This window comes from Flavobacterium sp. C4GT6 (genome assembly GCF_036347315.1).
GTDB lineage: Bacteria > Bacteroidota > Bacteroidia > Flavobacteriales > Flavobacteriaceae > Flavobacterium.
Genome location: NZ_JAZGZU010000005.1, coordinates 171,597 through 194,867, shown reverse-complemented (window position 1 = coordinate 194,867; position 23,271 = coordinate 171,597). Strand labels below are relative to the sequence as shown.

23 protein-coding genes are annotated in these 23,271 nt (G+C 38.0%); 12 read left to right on the top strand and 11 right to left on the bottom strand.

Features of this window, described 5'->3' with window-relative positions; all coding sequences use genetic code 11:
* Positions 1-53 precede the first annotated feature (53 nt).
* Complete coding sequence (locus tag V3Z67_RS08585) at positions 54-815, top strand: shikimate dehydrogenase family protein (protein ID WP_330442904.1); 762 nt, start codon at positions 54-56, stop codon at positions 813-815.
* A 156-nt stretch (positions 816-971) separates the two neighbouring features.
* Entirely contained in the window at positions 972-3,002 is a 2,031-nt protein-coding gene (locus V3Z67_RS08580; RefSeq protein WP_330442903.1) for a DUF349 domain-containing protein, read from the top strand.
* Positions 3,003-3,036: 34 nt separating this feature from the next.
* Here the strand turns inward: V3Z67_RS08580 and mazG are convergent, their stop codons facing one another.
* The 3 genes from mazG to def form a co-directional block, all read right to left on the bottom strand.
* On the bottom strand, positions 3,037-3,810 hold the full coding sequence (gene mazG / locus V3Z67_RS08575; RefSeq protein ID WP_035132563.1) for a nucleoside triphosphate pyrophosphohydrolase: 774 nt from the start codon (positions 3,808-3,810) through the stop codon (positions 3,037-3,039).
* 135 nt (positions 3,811-3,945) lie between these two features.
* Positions 3,946-4,389, bottom strand: a complete 444-nt coding sequence (locus V3Z67_RS08570) for a DUF5606 family protein (protein WP_035132562.1) — start codon at positions 4,387-4,389, stop codon at positions 3,946-3,948.
* A 57-nt stretch (positions 4,390-4,446) separates the two neighbouring features.
* The gene (gene def / locus V3Z67_RS08565) at positions 4,447-5,034 is read right to left on the bottom strand and encodes a peptide deformylase (protein ID WP_330442902.1); all 588 of its coding nucleotides are present in this window, start codon (positions 5,032-5,034) and stop codon (positions 4,447-4,449) included.
* Between the two features lie 167 nt (positions 5,035-5,201).
* On the opposite strand from def, the gene V3Z67_RS08560 reads away from it, so the two are divergent.
* Positions 5,202-7,418 (top strand): FUSC family membrane protein, encoded by a 2,217-nt coding sequence (locus tag V3Z67_RS08560; RefSeq protein ID WP_330442901.1) that lies wholly within the window; start codon positions 5,202-5,204, stop codon positions 7,416-7,418.
* A 49-nt stretch (positions 7,419-7,467) separates the two neighbouring features.
* Here V3Z67_RS08560 and V3Z67_RS08555 read toward each other — a convergent pair whose 3' ends face one another.
* From V3Z67_RS08555 to V3Z67_RS08545, 3 genes are all read right to left on the bottom strand, one after another.
* Positions 7,468-8,976 carry a malate:quinone oxidoreductase gene (locus tag V3Z67_RS08555; protein WP_330442900.1) on the bottom strand — a complete coding sequence of 503 codons (1,509 nt, stop codon included), beginning with the start codon at positions 8,974-8,976 and terminating at the stop codon, positions 7,468-7,470.
* A gap of 107 nt (positions 8,977-9,083) precedes the next feature.
* The gene (gene ruvX, locus V3Z67_RS08550; RefSeq protein WP_330442899.1) at positions 9,084-9,500 is read right to left on the bottom strand and encodes a Holliday junction resolvase RuvX; all 417 of its coding nucleotides are present in this window, start codon (positions 9,498-9,500) and stop codon (positions 9,084-9,086) included.
* 17 nt (positions 9,501-9,517) lie between these two features.
* Positions 9,518-10,264, bottom strand: coding sequence for a class I SAM-dependent methyltransferase (locus V3Z67_RS08545; protein WP_330442898.1), 747 nt, complete (start codon positions 10,262-10,264; stop codon positions 9,518-9,520).
* Positions 10,265-10,400: 136 nt separating this feature from the next.
* Between V3Z67_RS08545 and V3Z67_RS08540 the strand changes: the two genes are divergently transcribed.
* On the top strand, positions 10,401-11,216 hold the full coding sequence (locus V3Z67_RS08540; protein ID WP_330442897.1) for a 2,3,4,5-tetrahydropyridine-2,6-dicarboxylate N-succinyltransferase: 816 nt from the start codon (positions 10,401-10,403) through the stop codon (positions 11,214-11,216).
* 52 nt (positions 11,217-11,268) lie between these two features.
* Here V3Z67_RS08540 and V3Z67_RS08535 read toward each other — a convergent pair whose 3' ends face one another.
* Positions 11,269-12,036, bottom strand: coding sequence for a lipopolysaccharide kinase InaA family protein (locus tag V3Z67_RS08535; RefSeq protein WP_330442896.1), 768 nt, complete (start codon positions 12,034-12,036; stop codon positions 11,269-11,271).
* Between the two features lie 58 nt (positions 12,037-12,094).
* Between V3Z67_RS08535 and V3Z67_RS08530 the strand changes: the two genes are divergently transcribed.
* Positions 12,095-13,156, top strand: a complete 1,062-nt coding sequence (locus tag V3Z67_RS08530; RefSeq protein WP_330442895.1) for a glycosyltransferase family 9 protein — start codon at positions 12,095-12,097, stop codon at positions 13,154-13,156.
* A 16-nt stretch (positions 13,157-13,172) separates the two neighbouring features.
* Here the strand turns inward: V3Z67_RS08530 and V3Z67_RS08525 are convergent, their stop codons facing one another.
* Entirely contained in the window at positions 13,173-13,991 is an 819-nt protein-coding gene (locus tag V3Z67_RS08525) for a glycosyltransferase family 2 protein (protein WP_330442894.1), read from the bottom strand.
* Between the two features lie 59 nt (positions 13,992-14,050).
* Here V3Z67_RS08525 and V3Z67_RS08520 point away from each other — a divergent pair, with 59 nt between their 5' ends.
* Positions 14,051-14,788 (top strand): glycosyltransferase family 2 protein, encoded by a 738-nt coding sequence (locus V3Z67_RS08520; protein WP_330442893.1) that lies wholly within the window; start codon positions 14,051-14,053, stop codon positions 14,786-14,788.
* On the opposite strand, the gene V3Z67_RS08515 is transcribed toward V3Z67_RS08520, so the two are convergent.
* Positions 14,780-15,490 carry a polysaccharide deacetylase family protein gene (locus tag V3Z67_RS08515; protein WP_330442892.1) on the bottom strand — a complete coding sequence of 237 codons (711 nt, stop codon included), beginning with the start codon at positions 15,488-15,490 and terminating at the stop codon, positions 14,780-14,782. The two genes, V3Z67_RS08520 and V3Z67_RS08515, sit on opposite strands and share 9 nt — an antisense overlap.
* Positions 15,491-15,562: 72 nt before the next feature.
* Between V3Z67_RS08515 and V3Z67_RS08510 the strand changes: the two genes are divergently transcribed.
* Complete coding sequence (locus V3Z67_RS08510) at positions 15,563-16,315, top strand: glycosyltransferase family 2 protein (RefSeq protein WP_330442891.1); 753 nt, start codon at positions 15,563-15,565, stop codon at positions 16,313-16,315.
* Between the two features lie 3 nt (positions 16,316-16,318).
* Here V3Z67_RS08510 and V3Z67_RS08505 read toward each other — a convergent pair whose 3' ends face one another.
* Both V3Z67_RS08505 and V3Z67_RS08500 read right to left on the bottom strand, forming a co-directional pair.
* Positions 16,319-17,113, bottom strand: a complete 795-nt coding sequence (locus tag V3Z67_RS08505) for a glycosyltransferase family 2 protein (protein ID WP_330442890.1) — start codon at positions 17,111-17,113, stop codon at positions 16,319-16,321.
* On the bottom strand, positions 17,113-18,021 hold the full coding sequence (locus tag V3Z67_RS08500) for a hypothetical protein (protein ID WP_330442889.1): 909 nt from the start codon (positions 18,019-18,021) through the stop codon (positions 17,113-17,115). Before V3Z67_RS08500 ends, V3Z67_RS08505 begins: the two co-directional genes overlap by 1 nt.
* A 170-nt stretch (positions 18,022-18,191) precedes the next feature.
* Between V3Z67_RS08500 and V3Z67_RS08495 the strand changes: the two genes are divergently transcribed.
* Genes V3Z67_RS08495 through V3Z67_RS08475 form a run of 5 tightly spaced genes read left to right on the top strand, consistent with a single transcriptional unit; the run spans position 18,192 to position 23,268 of the window.
* Positions 18,192-19,160, top strand: coding sequence for a hypothetical protein (locus V3Z67_RS08495; RefSeq protein ID WP_330442888.1), 969 nt, complete (start codon positions 18,192-18,194; stop codon positions 19,158-19,160).
* Positions 19,161-20,108: a hypothetical protein gene (locus tag V3Z67_RS08490; RefSeq protein WP_330442887.1), complete on the top strand. Its 948-nt coding sequence runs from the start codon at positions 19,161-19,163 to the stop codon at positions 20,106-20,108.
* A 26-nt stretch (positions 20,109-20,134) separates the two neighbouring features.
* Positions 20,135-21,247 (top strand): DegT/DnrJ/EryC1/StrS family aminotransferase, encoded by a 1,113-nt coding sequence (locus V3Z67_RS08485; protein WP_330442886.1) that lies wholly within the window; start codon positions 20,135-20,137, stop codon positions 21,245-21,247.
* A 2-nt stretch (positions 21,248-21,249) separates the two neighbouring features.
* Positions 21,250-21,825: an L-threonylcarbamoyladenylate synthase gene (locus V3Z67_RS08480; protein ID WP_157483282.1), complete on the top strand. Its 576-nt coding sequence runs from the start codon at positions 21,250-21,252 to the stop codon at positions 21,823-21,825.
* Positions 21,826-23,268, top strand: a complete 1,443-nt coding sequence (locus V3Z67_RS08475) for a CCA tRNA nucleotidyltransferase (protein ID WP_330442885.1) — start codon at positions 21,826-21,828, stop codon at positions 23,266-23,268.
* Positions 23,269-23,271: the final 3 nt, after the last annotated feature.

Here is a 23,271-nt window from a genome sequence, read left to right as displayed (position 1 = left end):
TAACAAAGAAATAGCAATCTTTGTGAGAAGCTTTTATAAATTGAGCCAAATAAATGAAGGACATTTTGAAAAAGAAGTCAAAAAAAATATACGGACTTGTAGGCAAAGGGATTAGTTATTCATTTTCTGCCAAATATTTCAATGATAAATTCACTAAGAAGCAACTGGATAACTGTTACTATCAGAATTTTGACCTTGAATACATAGGTGAACTACGTAACATACTGGAGGAAACCAAAAAGCTTAGAGGCCTTAATGTTACCATACCGTATAAGGAAGATGTTATTTCCATGCTCGATTCGCTTCATAAAACAGCACGTGTAATAGGCGCGGTAAACACCATAACCATTTCCAAAAAAGGAAAACTTAAAGGCTATAATACCGACCATACCGGATTTAAAAAAGCATTAAAGCCATTACTGGAATCACATCATCAAAAAGCACTTATATTGGGAACAGGCGGAGCATCTAAAGCGATTGCCTATGCCCTGCGTAAACTAAAAATAGAATACGACTTTGTTTCCCGTAAGGAAAGCGATGTGATATTTTCATACAACGACCTTGACAGGGAAATTTTTAACGAGTACCAAATAATTATAAATACCACTCCACTGGGCACTCACCCTAATATAGACGAATGTCCACCGCTGGATTACAGCCTGTTTACCAATAAGCACATCGCTTTTGATTTAGTATACAATCCCGAAGAAACGACCTTTATGAGAAAGGCTGCCGAACACGGAGCTAAAACATCTAACGGATACAAAATGCTGGTATATCAGGCAGAGAAAGCCTGGAAGATATGGAATAAATAAAAATTTAAATATTTAAACCTATTTAAATCAAAAACTTAACTAAATATTCAAAACCAAACTATAATTAACATAAAATAGCGTTTTTTTTTGAATTTTAAACAGGCTTTACTATCTTCGGGAAGTAAAGAACAATATAAACCTTAAGCATTTAAAGAAATGTTAGAAGAAAAGAATGATAACCTGCACGATGCAGATGGAAAGGAGTTAAAGGAACTAAACGGAGCAATAGACAAGAATGAACTTGCCAACGTACCCAATGAAGAAAACAAAGGGCTTAACGAATTTGGTGATATTCATGAAACAGAAGGGCAAATGCCTTTTGCTCCCGAAGAACTATTGGGTGCAGGAAACGAGCAGGAAGGCACTCCTAAGAAAAAATCAGCAGTCGAAGCGATAGAAGATTCTAATGCAGAGGACAGCGAAGATGATTCCGCTTCAGAAAGGCATAATATACCTATGCAGAACTACGAAGCTTTTTCTATGGAAAAACTTACCGATGAGCTGGAAAAATTAGTCGCTCACGAGAAAGTAATGTCTGTTAAAGAACACGTTGAAGAAATAAAGAAAGAATTCTATTCTAAATACAATCATCTCATTGAAGAGAAAAGAGATGAATACAGCCATGATAATGATGGCGACACATCGGGGTTTGAATATCACTTCCCGTTAAAAAGCAGATTTGATTCTGCCTACAGCGAATACAGGGATAAAAGAAATGCGCATTTCAAATCACTACAAAACAACCTTAAAGCCAATCTTGAAAAAAGGGTTGCTCTCATAGAAGAACTTAAAAGGGTTATAGATGGCGACGAGAGTATAAGCGATTCGCTTAAACACGTTAACACCATTCGTGAACAGTGGAAAAATGCCGGACCTATCCCTCGTGATAAATACAACCACGTTTGGAACAACTTCCATTTCCACATTGAGCGTTTTTACGACCATCTTCACCTTGACAGGGAAGCCCGTGATTTAGACTTTAAGCACAACCTTGAGCAAAAGCAAAAAATCATAGAGCGTGTTGAGGAACTGCTACAGGAAGAAGACATCAATAAAGCCTTTAGGGAACTACAGTCTTTACATAAAATATGGAAAGAAGAGATAGGACCTGTAGACAGAGAACACCGCGAGGAAATATGGAATCAGTTTAGCGAGCTTACAAAACAGCTACATGATAAACGTGAGGCATTTTTCGCTCAACTGAGAGGTAAGGAAGAAGAGAACCTTGCCAAGAAAAAAGAAATCATTGCCAAAATTGAAGAGATTGCTAAAGAAAAAGTTAGCTCTCACAATGCATGGCAGGGACAAATAGAAAAAATTGAGGCTTTAAGATCTGCGTTCTTTGAAGCGGGTAAAGTACCTATTGAAGTAAACGAAGACACCTGGGCTAACTTTAAGTCGGCAGTACGAGAGTTTAACGCTAACAAAAACTCTTTCTACAAAGACATTAAGAAAGAACAACAGGACAACCTTACCAAAAAAATGGAACTGGTTGAAAAGGCCGAATCACTTAAAAATAGTGAAGATTTCAGCGCTACCACTCCTATCATGAAACAAATTCAGGAAGACTGGAAAAAAATTGGTCATGTACCAAGAAAGTATTCTGATAAGGTTTGGAAAGAATTCAAAGCTGCATGTAACCATTATTTTGACAGGCTTCACGCTGTAAGAAACGAAGTTAACAAAGAGGAAATTGAGGCTTTTGATAAGAAAAAAGAATACCTTGAAGACCTTAAAAACTTTGAGCTTACAGGCGACCATAAAACTGATCTTGATGCTATTAAGCAACATATAGACAACTGGAAAAATCTGGGTCGTGTACCACAATCAAGGCGTCATATTGAAGGTAAATTCAACAAAATACTGGATGCATTGTTTGACAAACTGAGCCTGTCTAAAAAAGAGGCGGAGATGGTTAAATTTAATAACCGACTTGAACAGCTTGTAGACAGCGATGATTCCCGCAAACTTGAAAACGAACAGATTTTCATTATGCGTAAAATTGACGAGGTACAAAGCGAAATACTACAGCTGGAAAACAATATTCAGTTTATCTCTAACGCTAAGGATGATAATCCTTTTATAAAAGAAATACACAAAAATATTGACCGACATAAGGAAGAGTTAAAAACCTGGAAAGAAAAACTTAAACAAATAAGAACCATCCAAAAGGAGAATAACGAATAACAAAAAAGCCATCTTACTGAGATGGCTTTTTTGTTTATAATTTTTTTGCCTCATTCCAAAACACATCCATTTCGGCTAGTGTCATATCGGCTAATGATTTACCCATTTCGCCAGCTTTACTCTCAAGATAGGTAAAACGTTTAATGAATTTTTTATTGGTACGCTCCAGGGCATCTTCGGGATTTACATTTAAAAAACGTGCGTAATTAATCATGGAAAACAGCACATCACCAAATTCTGATTCTATTTTATCCTGATCGCTTCCCTGTACCTCATCATGCAGTTCCTGAAGTTCTTCCTGTACTTTTTCCCAAACCTGTTCGGGCTCTTCCCAGTCAAACCCCACTCCTTTTGCCTTATCCTGAATACGGCTGGCTTTTACAAGTGCCGGCAAACTTTTAGGCACACCTTCAAGCACTGATTTTTTCCCCTCTTTAAGCTTAAGCTTTTCCCAGTTTTGTTTCACTTCCTCTTCATTTTCCACCTTTACATCACCATAAATATGCGGATGGCGGTGTATTAGCTTTTCACAAATTTCGTTTGCCACATCGGCTATATCAAAGTCATTTGTTTCGCTTCCTATTTTGGCATAAAACACAATATGCAGCAATATATCGCCCAGCTCCTTTTTAACTTCCTGCAGGTCGTTATCAAGTATGGCATCACCAAGCTCATAAGTTTCCTCAATGGTTAGGTGACGTAAGCTCTGCAGCGTTTGTTTCCTATCCCACGGACACTTTTCCCTTAAATCGTCCATTATATCCAGTAACCTGTTAAAAGCCTCTAATTGCTGCTGTCTTGTATTCATAAGAAGTATATTTTAAACAAAGATAAAATATAAAAAGAGTTTATACCTATTCAATATTTTATATACGTGTAAAATAAAAAATCCTGCCGCTGTATGGGATAGCGACAGGATTAGTTAATTAAGTAAGATAAATTTTTATTCCTCTGATTTAACTTCTGCTTCGGTAGCAGGAGCTTCTTCACCTTCTGCAGGCTCATCTTTAGAAACAAGTCCTTTTGGCTGAAGCATGTTATACCAGTTAAGTATTTTTTTAATATCAGAAGCATATACTCTGTCTTCGTCAAACTCAGGAAGCACTTCTCTAAAGTAGTCAGTAAGCGTATCGTTGCTTTCTTTGTGAGAAATAGCAGGACCGTTATCTTCTTTTTTAGCGATTGCAGTGAACACTTCGCTTAGGCGAACTTCTCCGTCATACGTATAAATAGAGATCTCAGATAAAAGGCTAACATTACTTCTTAAACCTACAGTAATTTTTTTACCATCTACTAAAGACTCTGCAACAAACCCTGTACGGGTTTGTAATTTAAGGGCATATAAACCCGGTTTTCCTGAAATTGATAATATTTTCTGAATGCTCATTATTGTTGTTTTTTTTAAGGGAGACAAATATCTAATCTTTGGCTATAAAAACAAAAATTATCTGCCTTTTTTGGCAACAAATTTCATTTTATAATCAGGTCTTGTTTTCCCTTCCATTATATTTTGCAGTTTTTTCTTAATAAGCTTCTTTTTAAGCGTAGAAATCCTGTCTGTAAACAATATACCTTCTATGTGGTCATACTCATGCTGAATAACCCTTGCAATAAGTCCGTCATACACATCGGTATGCTTATTAAAGTTTTCATCGTAGTATTCAATTGTTATTCTTTCTTTACGGTATACGTCTTCACGCACATCCGGTATACTTAGGCAACCTTCATTAAAGCCCCATTCTTCTCCTTCTTCCTTAGTAATAACAGGGTTTATAAAGGCCTTTTTAAAACCGCTTAACTGCTCCTGCTCCTCTTTACTAAGCTCATCATCATCTGCAAACGGACTCGTATCTATAATAAATAGTCTAACAGCAAGCCCTATTTGTGGTGCGGCAAGACCTACACCATAAGCATTATACATCGTCTCAAACATATTAGCAACCAGTTCGCTAAGGTTTGGATAATCCTGTGGTATATCTTCTCCTTTTTTCCTTAAAACCGGATCGCCATATCCTATAATCGGTAAAATCATATCTATTTTAATTTATTTTGGGCTGAGCGCAAAAATAGTAAATAAAAACGATACTCTTTTTGTCAACCTCCCTTATAATGCCAAATGCTAAAGTTTTGTGAGAATTAACTCGTAAACAAACATAAATTTTAAAGCATTTAGTAACTTTGCACATCATTCGGACACGTATGATTGAGAGATTAAGACGCTTTGCAGACAGCACCAATTTTACTAAAGCAGTTATAGTAACCATAGCTTCGGCAATGCCGCTTATTATACTCACGCAACTGGGTTACTTTCAATATGGTATCGCAGTGGCACTGGGCGCTTTTCTTACTTACCCTGCCGATATTCCCAGTAACCTGCAACACAAAGTAAGAGGGTTACTTATCACTACACTAATAGTATCGGGCTGTACCCTTATGGTAAACCTGCTACACCCTGTACCCTTGCTTTTTTACCCGTTTGCCATAGTAATGGTATTTTTTCTTTCCATGATTTCAGTTTACGGACAAAGGGCTACTATGGTATCGTTTTCGGGGCTGCTTGCTATAGCACTTGCAACAGGGCACCTTCGTGACGGATGGGACATTGCAATATACACTGCACTTTCGCTTGCCGGCGGACTTATATACACCACCATATCAGTACTGTTCAAGCTTGTTAGCCCACACCGCTACACCGAACTCCAAATGGTAGAATGCCTTAAGCTTACTGCCAAGTACATGAAACTGCGCGGTAACCTTTGGGAAAAAGATGCCGACAGAGAAAAAATAGTAGAGAAACAGCTACACCTTCAGGTGGAGTTAAACACCATACACGAGAGTTTAAGGGAAATACTTATACGTAACAGGTCTACAGCGGGTAGCTCCAACCGAACCCGTAAAATGTTGTTAGTTTTTATATCGATGGTAGATATACTGGAACTGGCACTCTCTACCTCTTTTGACCACAGTAAGCTACAGCATAAATTCAGCGACCATCCTAAGGTGCTTGATACTTATCAAAACCTGGCGTATAACTTAGGTGCTTCACTTAAAAGGATTGCCAAAAGTATAGAGAACCGAAAAAAATATATTTCCAAACACAACCTTATTGAAGATTTGGAAAGTGTACAAAGAGCCATAGAGTCTTACCGTAATGCCCTTAGCGAAGCCGAAGCCTCCGAAGGCGTATGGATGCTTTTAAACATGCTGCATTATGCCGAGAAGCAGGTTGAAAAAATCAAGACTATTGAAAGGGCTTTTACCACCACAATGAACTTTAAGGAATTAAAGGAAAGAGATAAGGATCTTCAAAAATTCCTAACTCCCGAATATTATCCTTTCAGGATACTTAAGGAAAACCTTAGTTTATCGTCTACCATTTTCAGGCATTCGTTACGACTAACAGTTACCATGATAATAGGCTTTGGTTTAGGACTCATTTTCCAGATGCAAAACCCTTACTGGATACTGCTTACCATAATCGTGATTATGCGTCCCGGTTACGGACTTACCAAACAGCGTTCCTTTCAGCGTATAATAGGTACGGTTGCCGGCGCAGTAATCGCCTTTGCATTGTTAAGTGTTATAAAAAGTACATCGATAATTGCAATACTGGCTGTTACCGCTATGGTATTAGGACTTGCCTTTACCTCTATCAATTACAGCATTGGGGCTACTTTTGTTACTATATATGTGGTATTCCTGTATGGTATGCTTACTCCAAATGTTAGAGAGGTAATACAATACAGGGTATTCGATACTGCCGTAGGCGCAGTACTGGCTTTTGCAGCCAATTATTTCCTGTGGCCTGCCTGGGAGTTTTTGAGTCTTCCGGTATATATTAAAAAATCTATTGAGGCTAACAGAAATTACCTTAACGAAATATCCCTTTTTTATAACGAGAAAGGAAGCGTATCCACCGCCTATAAACTAGCCCGTAAAAGCGCCTTTGTAGAACTGGGTAACCTGATGTCATCCTACCAGCGCATGATACAGGAACCTAAATCAAAACAGAAACAGGTACAGCAGGTATACAAACTGGCGGTACTTAACCATACACTGGTATCGTCACTGGCGTCGCTGGGTACTTATATACAATCGCACAAAACATCAAAAGCATCTGAAGCTTTTAATGTGGTGGTTAATGCCGTTATAAAAAACCTGGATCATTCGGTAGCATTGCTTTCTGCAGAAACCTCAACACAGGCTTACTGTTCTGACAAGGAAGAACTGGCTATGCGTTTTACAGAACTCAGAAACATACGTGCACGTGAGCTAAAAGAAAGTACACCTGATGATGAAAATGAATTCCGTTTAAAAATGGAGGAAGCCAACCTGATAATAGAGCAGTTGGTTTGGCTTAACGGACTATCGGAAAAAATACTTACCGCTACAAAACAACTGGAACTTAGCAAATAAAAAAATCCCCTGCATGGCAGGGGATTTTTTATGTATATACTATTCCGTATTAATCTTCTAAGCTTACAAGGCCAAGCATCTTTTCAGAATGCTTTCTTACTTCTTTAAGAAGTTCCTCGTTCTCATTAAGCGGCTGCCCGAAAGAAGGTATCATTTCCTTAAGTTTAGCCTGCCATTCCGGCGAAGCTACTTTTTCAGGGAAACAACGCTGAATAAGATCCAGCATGATAGATACTGCTGTAGATGCTCCCGGAGACGCTCCTAAAAGCACTGCCAAAGATCCGTCGGCACTATTAATAACTTCTGTACCAAACTCAAGCTTACCACCTTTTTCCTCATCTTTCTTGATAACCTGAACACGTTGTCCGGCATTTTCAAGAACCCAGTCTTCCATCTTAGCATCCGGAAGATATTCTTTAAGCGCTTCAAGTCTGTCGGCTTTAGATTGTGTTACCTGCTCTATAAGATATTTGGTAAGCGACATATTGTGGTAACCTGCCGCAAGCATTGGTCCAATATTGTTTGCCTTGATAGAAGTAGGCAAATCAAAATAAGAACCGTTTTTAAGGAATTTAGTACTGAAACCAGCATAAGGGCCGAATAACAACTCCCTTTTACCGTTTATCATACGGGTATCAATATGAGGAACCGACATAGGCGGTGCTCCAACCGATGCTTTACCGTATACTTTAGCCTGGTGCTTTTTAATAACTTCTTCGTTAACGCATTTAAGCCACTGGCCGCTTACAGGGAAACCACCAAAACCGCTACCTTCAGGGATATCTGCTTTCTCCAGTAGGTGAAGTGATCCTCCGCCAGCACCAATAAATACGAACGGCGTATATTGCCTGAACTTTTTACCCGTTTCAAGGTTTTTGATTTTAAGCTTCCATTTTCCGTTGCCAAGGCCTGAACGTCTCATACTCGATACTTCGTGACCGAAGTATAGGTTTACTCCTTCCTGCTCACCTAACCATGCAAACATATCGCGTGTTAGTTCGCCAAAGTTCACATCGGTACCAATTTTCATATTGGTCGCTGCAATAGGCTGTTTCTCATCACGCCCCTCCATAACAAGAGGCATCCATGATTCGATAGTTTCCCTTTCGGTAGAGAATTCCATTCCTTTAAAAAGCGGGAATTTCTGTAAAGCCTCAAAACGTTTTTTAAGGTACTCCACATTATCTTCACCCCAAACAAAACTCATGTGTGGCACACTCCTCACAAAATCTTCAGGGTTAGTAATACGGTTTTTCTCTACAAGGTAAGCCCAAAATTGTTTTGAAACCTCAAACCATTCGGCAATCTTCACGGCTTTTACAGTTTCTATAGAGCCATTTGGAAGCTCGGGAGTATAATTTAGTTCACAAAAAGCAGAGTGCCCTGTACCCGCATTATTCCATGCATCAGAACTTTCGGCAGCTGCCACATCCAGCCTTTCATAAATATCAATCTTTACTTCAGGCATAAGCTCCTTCAGGAACATACCTAAAGTGGCGCTCATAATACCAGCGCCAATAAGAACCACATCTGGTTCGTACTGTATAGTAGTGGACATTTTGTAAATTTTGAAAGTGCAAAGTTACTTTTTAACTATCAAAAAACTATCATAAACCGCACCTATACTTATGTTAAAGTTAATTTTTACGAAATGTTAACAAAAAGTTATATTTTTTTTCTTGATAAATAATCCTGAAGCAAAATTGTTGCAGAAATTTCATCAATTAAGGCTTTATTCTGTCTTTGCTTCTTTTTAAGACCACTATCTATCATAGTTTGAAAGGCCATCTTACTTGTAAAACGTTCATCTACCCTTTCTAATTCCATATCAGGAAATTGCAGCTTAAATTTCTCCACAAAAGCGTTAATTAACGGCGCGCTTTGTGAAGGTTCGTTATTCATTTGTTTTGGCTCTCCAATAAGTACTTTTCCTACATTTTCTTTAGTAAAATAATCGGCTAAAAAGTCTAATAATTTAGGGGTATCAACTGTGGTTAGACCCGATGCTATTATCTGCATATCATCGGTTACTGCTATACCTGTTCTTTTTTGTCCGTAATCTATTGCCAGTACTCTTGCCATGTTATAAAATTTGCTGTTTAAAGTGTAGTTAGCTTACACTTTCCAATACGCAAAAGTAATGGAAAATAAACTTTTTTATCCCCTTTTTGCCAGGCTTCTCGCAGTGCTTCCCTAATCAGGTCGACAGGATTGGAATTATGCTGTTTTATATAATGCTGTACTGCCGACCATGTTTCCAGGTACCCCGTAAGTTGTTCAAACTCCCAGTTAAATTCATTTACAAACTTAGGAGTTTCCTGCTCCTCAAAAGGAAACGGTATTGTAGTATAGTTTTCATCCAGATATTTGCGTTCGGGATCCCAGTATGATCCCACTATATCTGTATAAAAATCGTGCAGTATCCTGTCGGCACCGGCATTGGTATAAAGGAGTCCGTAACCCAGTACAGCAAATACCCCATTCGGTTTTAGAATACGATGTATCTCTTTATAAAATAGATCAAAATCAAACCAGTGAATTGCCTGTGCTACAGTTATCAAATCAAAAGTATCTGCATCAAAATCTATATTTTCAGCAGCGCTCACCCTGTAAACTATATTCTCCTTTTGTATGGCATTGTCCAATTGCTTTTGACTAATATCAGTAGCAAACACTTTTGTAAAATGCTCTGAAAGTGCCCCGGCTACCTGTCCGTTTCCGGTAGCAACATCGAGCGCCATTTCTTTATTTGTAACCTGCGACATTATATAATCAATCATCTCTTTAGGGTAAGAGGGACGAAATTGCGCATACAAACCTGCCTGAGTGGAAAAATTGTCTTTCATACTATAATCTCATTAATACCGTAAAGATACCAAATAAGAAGTAATTTAATAGAATGGTATTAGTTTGTGATATTTGTTTATTCGTTTTCAGTTTTGTAACACCTATGCTTATCTTTGCGCAAAATAAAATTTGAACATGAGCAATTTACAAACCATTATAGAACAGGCCTGGGAAAACAGAGCCCTGTTACAGGAGGAGACAACAACAAATGCGATTCGTGAGGTTATTGAGCAGCTTGACTTAGGTAAGCTTCGTGTTGCGGAACCAATTGAAGGCGGATGGCAGGTAAACGAATGGGTTAAGAAAGCAGTGGTTATGTATTTCCCTATCCAGAAAATGGAAACCCTTGAAGCGGGTATTTTTGAATACCACGATAAAATGCCTTTAAAACGCAATTATGCCGAAAAAGGTGTTCGTGTGGTACCAAATGCTGTGGCACGTCATGGTGCTTATATCTCATCGGGTGTTATCCTTATGCCAAGTTATGTAAACATTGGTGCCTTTGTAGATGAAGGTACAATGGTAGATACTTGGGCAACTGTAGGTAGTTGTGCTCAAATTGGTAAAAATGTTCACCTTAGCGGTGGTGTAGGTATTGGTGGTGTATTAGAGCCATTACAGGCCGCTCCGGTTATTATTGAAGATGGTGCCTTTATAGGCTCAAGATGCATAGTGGTAGAAGGTGTGAGAGTAGAGAAAGAAGCCGTACTTGGCGCTAATGTTTGCCTTACTGCATCTACAAAAATTATTGATGTTACAGGAGATACTCCTGTAGAAATGAAGGGTATTGTACCTGCACGCAGCGTAGTAATACCGGGTAGCTATACCAAAAAATTTGCAGCGGGAGAATATCAGGTTCCGTGTGCACTTATTATTGGTAAACGTAAAGAATCTACTGATCTTAAAACATCCCTTAACAATGCACTTAGGGAATATGACGTAGCAGTATAATCATACCGTTTATATAACATAAAAAAAGGGATTGTTTTCACAATCCCTTTTTTTATTTCTTTTTTCCTTTAAGCTTTCGCTTCAGATATTTCTTTTTGGTAATCTTCTTTTTAAACCCTATAGTTTTTTCCATTAATATCGCATAAAGCTTTTCGGCAGGCTGATTGCTTAATCCGGCATACTTATCAGCCATAATCTTAACCATAGCACGCGACGGCCATAACTTTTTAAAGTTATCCATACGTGCCTCGGTATCCATATCCTCAAACTTCATCCTGTTAAGATCAATCAGGTAAAAATCATATTGCCCGTTACCCTTATTCACTATAAGTGTGTTTCCCGGCGAATGATCTAAAAAGTTAACCCTGTTTTCATGCATCTTAAAGGTAAACTCGGTAAACTGCTCCAGTATAAGCTTTCGGTTTTCAAACATAGGGTCGTGTATCAGTTCCCTAAAAGTAAAATCATAATCTATATGCCTGCAGATGTAAAAACTCTCTTTTAACCCTGTTGCCGTACGTTCTTCCACATAAGCAATGGGAAACGGCGTAAGTATATCATGCTCCAAAAGGTACTGCGCATACTCAAACGATCGCCTGGCTTTAGAGGGTCTTAACCACGAATACACAACCGAATTCATTGCATTGGGCCTTTTAAAGTACTTGATATTGACTTTTTCGTTGCCTAATGTATTTATCTTTATAATGTTTCGGGAGCCTTTAACCAGCAGTTGCCCCTCGTTGTGAAATCCCTGCACTAAACTGAGTATTAAGTCTTTTTGGGAAGCATAGTCGGGATGGGTATAGATGTTTAAAGGCATAGGATAATTTTGCCTTAAAAGTAGAAAAAAAGTATTACTTTGCAATAGATTTAGTTGTATGAAGAAAGTACTTATTATCCAAAATAAGCGAATAGGCGACGTTTTAATCGCATCGGTAATTGCAAATAACTTTAAAGCAAAATATCCCGAGAGTGAAATCCACCTTATGGCATACGATTTCACCGAAGGCGTGGTGATGAACAATCCTAATATTGACCAATTTATTTCGCTTAATGAGAAGGAGTTAAAAAGACTCCCTGTACTTATAGAAACCATACAACAGGTAAGAGCCGAAAAATATGATATTATTTTTGACTCCTACTCCAAAACCCAAAGCAGGATTATCTGTAAATTCTCGGGCGCTAAAATGACCATTGGTAACAAAAGCCGTAAAAAGCTGGGCAACTGGGGGTACTACACCCACCCTACCCGTCCGCTTAAGGAAGGCAGCCACATTTGCGGTAAAGCCATTGAAGACCGTATACACCTGTTAAGAATAGCCGATAATTTTGAAACGGTAGATTATGAGCCGCATATATTCCTTTCGGAAGATGAGAAAAAAGAAAACTGGCTAAGCAAATACAGCGACAAAAAGGTTATTGTTATGGGAGTACTGGGCAGTACACCACAAAAATCAATGCCTTATGAGTATGTTGCCGAAATATGTGATTTTATTGCCGAAAACTATAACGTGTACATCTTTTTCAATTATGCGCCGCACCAAAAGGACGAGGCCATGAAAATTTATGAGATGTGCAAACACAAAGAGAGCATCATACTGGATATATATCCTAAAACCATACGCGACTTTATTAAAGTAATGTATCAGGCCGATGCCCTTGTGGCAAACGAGGGCGGAACGGTACACATCGCGAAGGCTTTAGGCAAACCTACATTTACTATTTTCTCGCCTTATGTAAACAAGGCGCACTGGGCAAGTTTTGAAGATGGCAAGTTTCATAAAAGCGTGCACCTGCTGGAAATGAAACCTAACCTGTTTGATAGCTTTACTTATGATGAGCGCAAGAAAATAGAGAAAGATCCGCACGAACTTTACAAACAACTTACCCCGGAAATGATTTTACCGGAATTAGAAACTTTCCTTAAAGGCAACCTATAGACAAAAAAAAGCATCGTTATTTAACGATGCCATAGTCTGTCCATTTTCTTTTCTCGGTTCGGGTTACTTTCCTTATCGACCTGTTTTTATTTATCGATTCGGGAGTTGCATAGCCCCTTGGGTGATCTAAATGCAGGCAAATAGTACTGTAGCGTATCTGTTTTGGTATAATACCAAGGTTAACCAGCCTTTCGCCCAGTTCCCTGTCCTGTCCGCCATACTGCATTCTTTCATCAAAACCGTTTATAGCCTTGATGTCTTTTATCCAACCCGAAGAGTTGTGACCGTTCCAGCTTGGCTTGGTTGTGGTTACCATATTAAGTATAGCACTCTTTATACCCATAGCATCTACCTTATTGTTTTTAAATGAGGTAGCCATACCGTTCTTTTTAAGCCAGTCGACATCAAAGCATCTGCCCGAATATATATCTTCTTTAGAAAGTGACTTAGAAAGTTCCATAGGCAGTTTGTGGTATCCTCCCGAAAGGAAATACCCCTCTTCCCTAAACTTAATGTGCTGCTCCACAAAATCAGGTCGCGGTATACAGTCACCATCACTCATTAACACATAATCTGTAGTACAGGCAAGTATTGCCTTGTTTAAAATTTGTGATTTTTGGAATCCGTTATCTTCATGCCAAACGTGAATAATAGGATAAGAAACCTCTTCCCTCATTGCATCAATCATTTGCTTTGTATCTTCACGTGAGCCATCATCTGCAATAACCATTTCAAACTCTTTATAAGTTTGAGTGTTATAACCCCATAGCACTTTTTTCAGCCATTCTACCGAATTGTATGTACTAATTATTACAGAAATATTCTTTTGCATCATACCGCAAAGATAATTCAATTTTTTTTAGTTTTGTGTAATTCTAATTCGCGCTACAGCTTATGAATAAACTTTCTGTAATTATCCCGACCTACAATGAAGAAGCCTATATAGAGGATGCTGTAAAATCAGTTAAAGGAGCTTATGAGATTATTGTAATAGACTCTTACAGTACCGACAGCACTAAAGAAAAGGCACTGGCACTGGGATGCAAGGTTATAGAAAGGAAGTTTGATAATTTTTCGGCACAAAAAAACTTTGCTCTTCCACATGCTACAGGAGACTGGGTACTGTTTATGGATGCCGATGAACGCGTTACCCAAAAACTGTGGTTTGAAATACAGGATACTATAGCCAACCCAAAACACCAGGGCTATAAAATTAAGTTCCTGCATTTTTACATGAACCGCTTTTTATACCATAAAATTGACCGCGTTACCAGACTGGTAAAAAACAACGATGTTAAGTTTACCGGCGACGTACACGAAAAGCTAAACGTAAACGGCAGTATAGGTGAGCTTAAAAACTTTATGGTTCATTACACCTATAAAGGCTTTTTTAACTGGTTGCAAAAAAAGGATTCTTACGCTTGGTTTCAGGCTGGCATGAGCCTTAAAAAAGGAAAAAGGGTAACCTTTTTCCACCTTATATTTAAGCCTATGTACCGTTTTTTTCATACCTATATTATTAAAGGAGGCTTTTTAGACGGTGTACCGGGGCTTGCCCTTGCCAGCATTAATGCCTATGGAGTATTATCACGCTACGCAAAGCTATTACTGTTACAAAGAGGCTTAAAATAGTTTTAGTTTACCAAACTTAAGTTTTAGCTTAAATTTAAAAAGGCTGTCTTCTCCCTTTACATCAATGCGCTGTATTTCGTAGTTTTCCCTTAAAGGATATTTATTAATCCTGTTACCTATTTTAAGTCCCATTTTCATTCCGTTTTTATCGAGCAATTGCTTAAAATGTGTTTTTGCAGGTTCCTTTTTTGGGTAATTCCCGTATGGGTAAGCCACTGCAGGGTAAACATTAAGATTGTTTTTGTCAATAAAAGTACGGCATTGGTCAAAATCGTTATTTATCTCTCCCTCGCTCATTTGAGCATAACGACTATGCATAAAAGAATGATACCCCAGTTCAATCAAATCACTATTTAACGACTGTAACTGTTGTACATCCATAATAGGTTCAGCACCATTATTCCACAAGTCAGATTTACCCACATAATTAAACGGAATAAAAAAGGTTGCCTTAAGCTTATATTTCTCTAACAATGGCACAGCAAACTCTAACTGATTTACTGTAACATCATCAAAAGTTATCACAATTCCCTTATCCTTAATATTTTCATTTTTTTCGAGTTCAGATAAATGAAAAGTAGTATAATTGCATGCCAGATATTGAAATTGCTCCTCTAATTTTTGTTGCGAAATTGTCAGCCCTTTGCTCATTTCGTTAAAAGCGCACACGTTATGATACATTAAAACGGGTAATTGTGTCATTATTTTTAAAATTTTAGTAAGTGTAAAATTATTACATTTGCCAATTATATAACATTTATGCCAGAAAATAATTTGAGTACGAAAATAACTGCCCTCGCCATTACTTATAATGAAGAAGAGAATATAAACAGGTATGTGGAAAGCCTGTCTTTTGCAGATGAAATTATTATCGTAGACTCATACAGCACCGATGCTACCGAAAAACTGGCAAATGAACTTAACGTAAAGTTCATTAAAAACGAATTCACTGATTTTTCAAGTCAAAGAAATTTTGCCATAGAACAGGCATCTAACGACTGGATATTATTTTTTGATCTCGACGAAATTGTTACCCCCGCCCTTGAAACCGAGATAAAACAAGCCGTAGAAAACAAAAACGGCATTGTTGCCTACTTTGTAAAGCGTAAGTTCCACTTTATGGGTAAACACATTCGCTTTGGCGGATGGAGAACTGATAAGGCTGTTCGTGTTTTTAATAAAAAACACTGTAAATATACCGGACTTGTACACGAAGTGATTACAGCAAAAGGAAGAGTATGTACACTAAAGGAAAAAGTAGATCATTACAGCTATAAAAGCTTTGACAACTACAACAATAAGCTAAACCTTTACAGTAAACTACAGGCAGAAAACCTATACGGAAGAAAAGTTAGGCCAAATGCCTATCACTTTTTATTCAGGCCGTTTTACCGCTTTTGCTGGCAGTACTTTTACAGGCTTGGTATACTGGATGGTAAAGAAGGCTTTGTTCTAGCCTACATCCACTCCTTCTCGGTATTTAAACGCTACATTCAGCTTTGGATGAAGTACAGAAAAATAAGCTAACAATTACAAATACTTGCTTACGCCCTCTTCACAACGCACTATTTTATTAGCAATAGTTTCCTGTTGTATCCTGTCGTTAGTTTCAAAGTTATCCCTTGAGTTTATTTTGTGGTGTATATGGAAAACAATACCTGCATAGCGCAGTCGTTTTGCCATAACTCCGTCATTACCCATTCGTATAACCAAATCAGAGTCTTCCCTGCCCCACCCTTCAAAAGCTTCGTTATAGCCGTTTACCGCTATAAAATCACTTTTCCAGTAAGACACGTTACATCCCCTGAATTTATCTGAATACTCTTTATGAGGTTTATACATACCTGCTAAAAAAGGAATGTGCAGGCTACGTGTTTTGTTTTTTATCAGTTTTGAAGAAAACCCGAATGAAGTAACCTTATTCTCAAGCACCTGTGCTACTCCGCTTTCCAAAATATTAACCCTGGCACCATAAAGGTACATCCTCTTTCGGGCAGCCTTTGTATGATCTTCCACAAAATTACGATGTAAAATACAATCACCATCCACCTGTATAATATAGTCAGATGTGCTTCCTGCAACAGCTTTGTTAAGTATTTTTGATTTCCTGAAACCGTCGTCTTCCTGCCAAAAGTGCTTTACGGGCACCTTTATTTGGGAAGCAAAAGTATCTATCAGTTTTTTGGTTTCGTCTTTAGAACCGTCATCAGCAATCAGAATCTCATCGGGAAGTACCGTTTGTTCCTTAATACTTTTAAAAACTACCTCCAGTGCCTGTGGCCAGTTGTAAGTAGAAATCAGTAATGCGGCAGAAAACTTTTCCATTAGCTGTTAAAATACTTTTCATAATAAGGCTTATAGCCTGGTTTTTTAATTTTAGAATGTTTAAACCACTGCCCGAAATTCCTGAAAAAGAGTTTCATTTTCGGGATTTGCAGGTTAGGGTCATTCGCTACCAGTTTTTTAAGGTCTGTCAGGGATTTGGAAGGCAGGTACCCCAGCTCTTTCCATATTCCCGGTTCAAGATAAAAAACATCCTTAATGGTATGGTAATTATCTTTATTTGCCATTTTCCATTTATCCAAAAAAGTCATATTTACTTCATGCATATGCCCCCAGTTAGCCAATTTAAGTTCCAGTTCCTCTTCGGTTCTGGCAAGGCCTTCATGCAGGATAAAAGTATCATGATACACTATTCTTTCTTTGGTATTTTTGGCATTCTTATAATTAGGATAATTAGTAGCCAAAAGCAGCTTTGTAGGCTTATTTACATACAGCAATCCATCGTCAAGGTATTTGTATACATTGATGTGGAAACCGGCAAACTGTATAGGATTCTTTTCAGGATTTTTAAGGTAGCAGTCATATCTCCTAAGATTTTTCACAAAACGCTCAAAATCTATAAAATACTCATCACTATCTACCTGTATTAACCAGTTGCCTATACCCATTTTAAGACCTAACATATGCCTTTCACGGGTATCGTTTTGTATAGCATTAAGTTCCGGAATATAAAAATTGTCTTTATAATACTCTATTTTATTATCTACATCAAACTCCTTAACCCATTCAAAAAATGAAGGATCCACCTCAAAAGTATTACCAGACCAGGTTCTTAATTCCTCATCCATTGCTATAAAAATCCTGTCTGCCCCCTTATATACAGGAGGAATAGCCAGTTTAAGCTTCTCATAGTCATAGGACAAAAGGAACCCAACGTGAATCTTCTTCATAATAACGTACTTTTAACTTGCCTACAAATGTTAAAGTGGGCAAAAATACCAAAATAATAATGGAATCATAATTTGTTTTAAATTATTATTTTTTAAACAATTCCGTCGTTAAAAATAATATTTTTGCAATAATTTATGAGTTATAAGCCTTTCTCTTAAAATCCATTCAAATGAAAATATGCCTCATCAGCTTTGACCACTGGGAATACGACCAACATATAATAAAAGTCCTTAAAGACAAAAATATAGAGGCACACCATATTAATACCGGGAAATTTAAGTACAAATACCCTACCCCTTTTCACAGGATAACCAATAGTCTAAGCAAAACACTCCTTAAAAGGAATATTAAAAAGATAAAGCAGCACCAATATATTTTAGACGAACTAAAAAAACTGGGACCACAGGACAAAATACTGGTTATAAACCCAGAGCTTATACCTGTTGCTATACACAGGCAGATAAAAACACATACCAAACAATATATAGCCTACCTGTATGACAGCTCCAAACGCTACCCTATAGACCATTTACTGGACAATATTTTTGATAAGATATTCTCTTTTGACAGTGATGATGTTGCCCAATATGGTTTTTCGCCAATAAGCAATTACATCTATATGGATAAAAAACCGTTACAGCAGCCAACCGAAGCTACTTACGGAGCATTTATGATACTATCAATAGACGAAAGGTTACAGGCGCTTAACGCCATAGCAAACAGCTTAGACAGTATAAACATTAATTACAACTTTATGCTGGTAGGTAAACATAAACCTGCCGACTTAAATCCAAACATAAATCACCAAAAGGATATTATAAAACTGGACAAGCTTGACCAGTACATGAACGATGCACAGGTTTTTGTAGATATTGTAAGGGTTAACCAAACCGGTCTCAGCTTTAGGGTATTTGATTCCCTTTGCTACCAAAAGAAACTGATAACAACAAACAAAACCATTAAGGACTATGACTTTTACAATCCTAATAACATTTTGATTGTAGATGCCGATAATCCTGTAATTAAGGCTTCCTTTTTTGAAACTCCTTATGAACCGTTAAACGAAAACATATACTATAAATACACTATAGACAACTGGGTCAACACTGTATTTTTTGATAAAGGTGACACTATATAAATGGAAAAGAAACTACTATTTTTAAGCAACGGACGCTATGACCTGTACAAAGTTTTTGAAGAGGGATTCAAAAAATATTCGGGTTGTGAGGTAACCACCGTTTTATATAAAAACTATAAATACAAAAACACCTGGGAAAAGGTTCAAAACTTCCTTTTCAAAATATTCCTGAACAAAAACCTTAAAAAAATTAAAGCAAGTGAGCAGAACCTTTACGGGCTGAAAGATCACTACGATTATCTGGTAATGATTTCTGCCGAACTGGTATTACCTCAACATATAAAAAAACTAACACAAAAAGCCAGTCACAGTGTTGCTTACTACTGGGATTCGTTTGACCATATTCCGGCGGCACACACTGTACAGTATTTTGACGAGGCATTTACTTTTGAACCAAAAGACGCTAAAGATTTTAATATTAACCTTATCACTAACTTTTACTTCCATGAAGAAAGGGTGACTGATTATGATTATGATCTGTTCTTTCTGGCATCATACGATTCCAGGTATCCGCTTATTGCTACCATAGCTACAGCGCTGGAAGCCCAAAATCAAAAAGTGGTAATAAAGCAATATGCCGAAACATTACCCGATGTTACAGATGTGCCAAAATCGGTTGAGTTTATAGACAAGCATATCTCTTTTAACGAAACAAAAGAGCTTATGAGAAAGTCACGCATTATACTGGATATACATAAGGATATACAACGCGGACTATCCTTTAGGGTGTATGAAGCTATGGGACTTGGTAAAAAACTGATTACCACCAATCCTGATATAAAGGGTTATGATTTTTACAATCCAAATAATATTTTTATCTGGACTCCAGAGACAAAATCAATCCCCGCAGCGTTTTTAAATACACCTTATGAGGAGCTGCCGGAACACATCTATAAAAAGTACAGTCAGGAAAACTGGGTTAAAACACTACTCAATATTAAGGATTAATAGTATTTTTATACAAAATTGAATCAATGATAAAATTCCTCGACATACAAAAAATCAACCTGCAACACCAGCAGGAAATAGAGGAACGTTTGCTAAAAACCTTTAGAAGCGGATGGTATTTGCTTGGCGAAGAGGTAAAAGCTTTCGAGAAACAGCTGTGTGAATACATAGGCTGTAATCATGCTATTGGTGTGGCAAACGGGTTGGATGCACTACGCCTTATATTTAAAGCCTATATTGAAATTGGTGTAATGAAACCGGGTGACGAGGTTATAGTGCCGGCTAACACCTATATAGCATCCATACTTAGTATTACCGATAACGGACTGGTTCCTGTTTTTGTGGAGCCAGACATCCATACCTATAACATTGATTTCTCATTAATAGAGGAAAAGATAACCGAAAGAACAAAAGCCATAATGACCGTACACTTATACGGGCAAACGGCTTTTAGTGGTTTGCTAACACAATTAGCAACAAAACACAACCTAAAGATTGTTGAAGATAATGCCCAAGCCATAGGAGCCGATCTTAACGGAGTAAAAACCGGAAACCTTGGTGATGCTGCAGGCTTTAGCTTCTATCCGGGTAAAAACCTTGGAGCATTAGGTGATGCCGGTGCTGTTACCACAAACGACACTGAACTGGCACAGGCTGTACGCACACTGGCCAATTACGGTTCACAGCAAAAATATATAAATCAATATCAGGGACTAAATTCAAGAATCGACGAAATACAGGCTGCTGTGCTATCGGTTAAGCTAAAGTACCTTGATACCGAAAACCAGATACGAAGGGAAATTGCCCAACGTTATATCGATTCGGTTAATAACCCCGAAATCATACTGCCCGAGGCAGGAAATGTTACCATAAAAAGCAGGCATGTATGGCACCTGTTCGTAATCAGGACAAAAAACAGGGACAGGCTTCAGCAATATCTTGCTAATAATGACATACAAACACTTATCCATTACCCTACACCACCTTACAAACAGGAAGCTTACAGGGAATACAACCACTTGTCATTCCCAATTACAGAACAAATACACAACGAAGTACTAAGCCTGCCTATAAGCCCGGTACTTACAGACGAAGAGATACAACACATTATAGATACACTAAACAGTTATACAAGTTAGCCATGAGCACAGAAAATGTAAATGAAGAGGTACACAATGCCTATGAGGTTATTAAAAACGGAGGCATAATACTTTACCCTACTGATACGGTTTGGGGAATAGGCTGTGATGCTACAAACGAAGAGGCTATTAAAAAAATATATGCCCTTAAACAGCGTGAGGAAACTAAAAGCATGATTGTTTTAATGAACGGCGACCGTATGCTGTACAATGTTTTTAATGAAGTGCCCGAGGTAGCCTGGCAAATACTGGATGTGACAGATAAACCTACTACCCTAATACTTGATAACCCGCGTAATGTAGCAAAAAACATTGTAGCACCAGATAATACTTTAGGCATGCGACTGGTAAAAGAACCCTTTTGCTACAAGCTTATGGAGAGGATGAAAAGGCCTTTGGTATCCACCTCTGCTAACATAAGCGGGATGCCTACACCTAATTCTTTTAAAGAAATAGACCATCATATTTTGGACGGAGTAGACTATATCGTAAATTTGCACCACGATAAAGTTGCCGCCAAGCCTTCAACAATCATTAAGCTTGGCAATGATTTACAGGTAAAAGTGATACGACCTTAAATGGAAAACAAAACTTCATATAAAGAAGCTCTGGATAACAGGATATTTGAAATCATTTCTCAGGCCGCAGCACAGCTTAATTTAGAAAGCTACGTGATAGGCGGTTATGTAAGGGATTTTCTTTTAAAACGAAACTTTAAAAAAGATATAGATATCGTTGCTGTGGGCAGCGGTATAGAACTGGCAAAACAGGTTTCTGCACTGTTGCCAAACAAGCCAAAAGTACAGGTATTTAAAAACTATGGTACTGCCATGCTGCGCTATGAAGAGAGCAAAGGCGAGTTTATAGACATTGAGTTTGTAGGTGCCCGTAGGGAATCTTACCGCAGTGAAAGCCGTAACCCGTTTGTGGAAAGCGGTACGCTGGAAGATGACCAAAACCGCAGGGATTTTACCATCAATGCATTGGCACTTTCGCTGAATAAAAACAATTATGGCGAACTGGTAGATCCGTTTAACGGGGTGAGTGATTTGCACAAAGGTATTATCCGTACACCATTAAACCCTGATATTACTTATTCAGACGATCCGCTGCGAATGATGCGTGCCATCCGTTTTGCTACTCAGCTTAACTTTACCATTGAGGAAGAGTCGCTAAAGGCAATTACCAAAAATAAGGAGCGCATTAAAATCATATCGGGCGAGCGTATTGTAGATGAACTGAATAAAATACTGCAGTCACAAACACCTTCCATCGGTTTTATACTAATGGAAAAAACAGGACTACTGGATATAATAATCCCCGAACTTACCGCACTTAAAGGTGTGGAGGAAGTGGAAGGACAAACCCATAAGGATAATTTTTACCATACACTGGAAGTGGTAGACAATATTGTACCAAATACCGAAGATGTATGGCTGCGATGGGCTGCGCTACTGCATGATATAGGAAAAGCACCTACCAAAAAGTTTAGTAAAAAACACGGTTGGACATTCCACGGGCATGAGTTTTTAGGTGGTAAAATGGTAAAAAAACTGTTTGAAAGGCTGCACATGCCACTTAACCACAAAATGAAATATGTGGCAAAAATGGTTATGCTTAGTTCCCGCCCTATTGTACTGGCTCAGGATATAGTAACTGATTCGGCTGTACGCAGACTGATATTTGATGCAGGTGAAGATGTAGATGATTTAATGACACTGTGCTCTGCAGATATCACAACCAAAAATCCGCAAAAATTCAAAAAGTACCATAACAACTTTAATATTGTACGCCAAAAAATTGTAGAAGTTGAGGAAAGAGATCATGTTCGTAATTTCCAGCCGCCAATATCGGGTGAGGAAATCATGGAGATATTCAACCTGAAACCATCACGCGAAATTGGTGTGCTTAAAGAAGCTATTAAAGAAGCTATACTGGAAGGAGAAATTCCTAACGAGTATCAGGCTGCTCATGATTTCATGATGAGCAAGGCAAAAAAAATGGGACTTATTACCAAATAACAT

What these genes read in the sequence shown, in the direction of transcription:
- V3Z67_RS08585 (WP_330442904.1), top strand. Translation starts at nt 54, where the DNA reads ATGAAGGACATTTTGAAAAAGAAGTCAAAAAAAATATACGGACTTGTA.
- V3Z67_RS08555 (WP_330442900.1), bottom strand. Translation starts at nt 8,976, where the DNA reads ATGTCCACTACTATACAGTACGAACCAGATGTGGTTCTTATTGGCGCT.
- V3Z67_RS08570 (WP_035132562.1), bottom strand. Translation starts at nt 4,389, where the DNA reads ATGAGCATTCAGAAAATATTATCAATTTCAGGAAAACCGGGTTTATAT.
- V3Z67_RS08505 (WP_330442890.1), bottom strand. Translation starts at nt 17,113, where the DNA reads ATGGAAAAGTTTTCTGCCGCATTACTGATTTCTACTTACAACTGGCCA.
- V3Z67_RS08580 (WP_330442903.1), top strand. Translation starts at nt 972, where the DNA reads ATGTTAGAAGAAAAGAATGATAACCTGCACGATGCAGATGGAAAGGAG.
- V3Z67_RS08485 (WP_330442886.1), top strand. Translation starts at nt 20,135, where the DNA reads ATGATAAAATTCCTCGACATACAAAAAATCAACCTGCAACACCAGCAG.
- ruvX (WP_330442899.1), bottom strand. Translation starts at nt 9,500, where the DNA reads ATGGCAAGAGTACTGGCAATAGATTACGGACAAAAAAGAACAGGTATA.
- mazG (WP_035132563.1), bottom strand. Translation starts at nt 3,810, where the DNA reads ATGAATACAAGACAGCAGCAATTAGAGGCTTTTAACAGGTTACTGGAT.
- V3Z67_RS08535 (WP_330442896.1), bottom strand. Translation starts at nt 12,036, where the DNA reads ATGCCTTTAAACATCTATACCCATCCCGACTATGCTTCCCAAAAAGAC.
- V3Z67_RS08525 (WP_330442894.1), bottom strand. Translation starts at nt 13,991, where the DNA reads ATGATGCAAAAGAATATTTCTGTAATAATTAGTACATACAATTCGGTA.
- def (WP_330442902.1), bottom strand. Translation starts at nt 5,034, where the DNA reads ATGATTTTACCGATTATAGGATATGGCGATCCGGTTTTAAGGAAAAAA.
- V3Z67_RS08495 (WP_330442888.1), top strand. Translation starts at nt 18,192, where the DNA reads ATGAAAATATGCCTCATCAGCTTTGACCACTGGGAATACGACCAACAT.
- V3Z67_RS08515 (WP_330442892.1), bottom strand. Translation starts at nt 15,490, where the DNA reads ATGACACAATTACCCGTTTTAATGTATCATAACGTGTGCGCTTTTAAC.
- V3Z67_RS08545 (WP_330442898.1), bottom strand. Translation starts at nt 10,264, where the DNA reads ATGAAAGACAATTTTTCCACTCAGGCAGGTTTGTATGCGCAATTTCGT.
- V3Z67_RS08540 (WP_330442897.1), top strand. Translation starts at nt 10,401, where the DNA reads ATGAGCAATTTACAAACCATTATAGAACAGGCCTGGGAAAACAGAGCC.
- V3Z67_RS08530 (WP_330442895.1), top strand. Translation starts at nt 12,095, where the DNA reads ATGAAGAAAGTACTTATTATCCAAAATAAGCGAATAGGCGACGTTTTA.
- V3Z67_RS08520 (WP_330442893.1), top strand. Translation starts at nt 14,051, where the DNA reads ATGAATAAACTTTCTGTAATTATCCCGACCTACAATGAAGAAGCCTAT.
- V3Z67_RS08480 (WP_157483282.1), top strand. Translation starts at nt 21,250, where the DNA reads ATGAGCACAGAAAATGTAAATGAAGAGGTACACAATGCCTATGAGGTT.
- V3Z67_RS08475 (WP_330442885.1), top strand. Translation starts at nt 21,826, where the DNA reads ATGGAAAACAAAACTTCATATAAAGAAGCTCTGGATAACAGGATATTT.
- V3Z67_RS08500 (WP_330442889.1), bottom strand. Translation starts at nt 18,021, where the DNA reads ATGAAGAAGATTCACGTTGGGTTCCTTTTGTCCTATGACTATGAGAAG.
- V3Z67_RS08490 (WP_330442887.1), top strand. Translation starts at nt 19,161, where the DNA reads ATGGAAAAGAAACTACTATTTTTAAGCAACGGACGCTATGACCTGTAC.
- V3Z67_RS08560 (WP_330442901.1), top strand. Translation starts at nt 5,202, where the DNA reads ATGATTGAGAGATTAAGACGCTTTGCAGACAGCACCAATTTTACTAAA.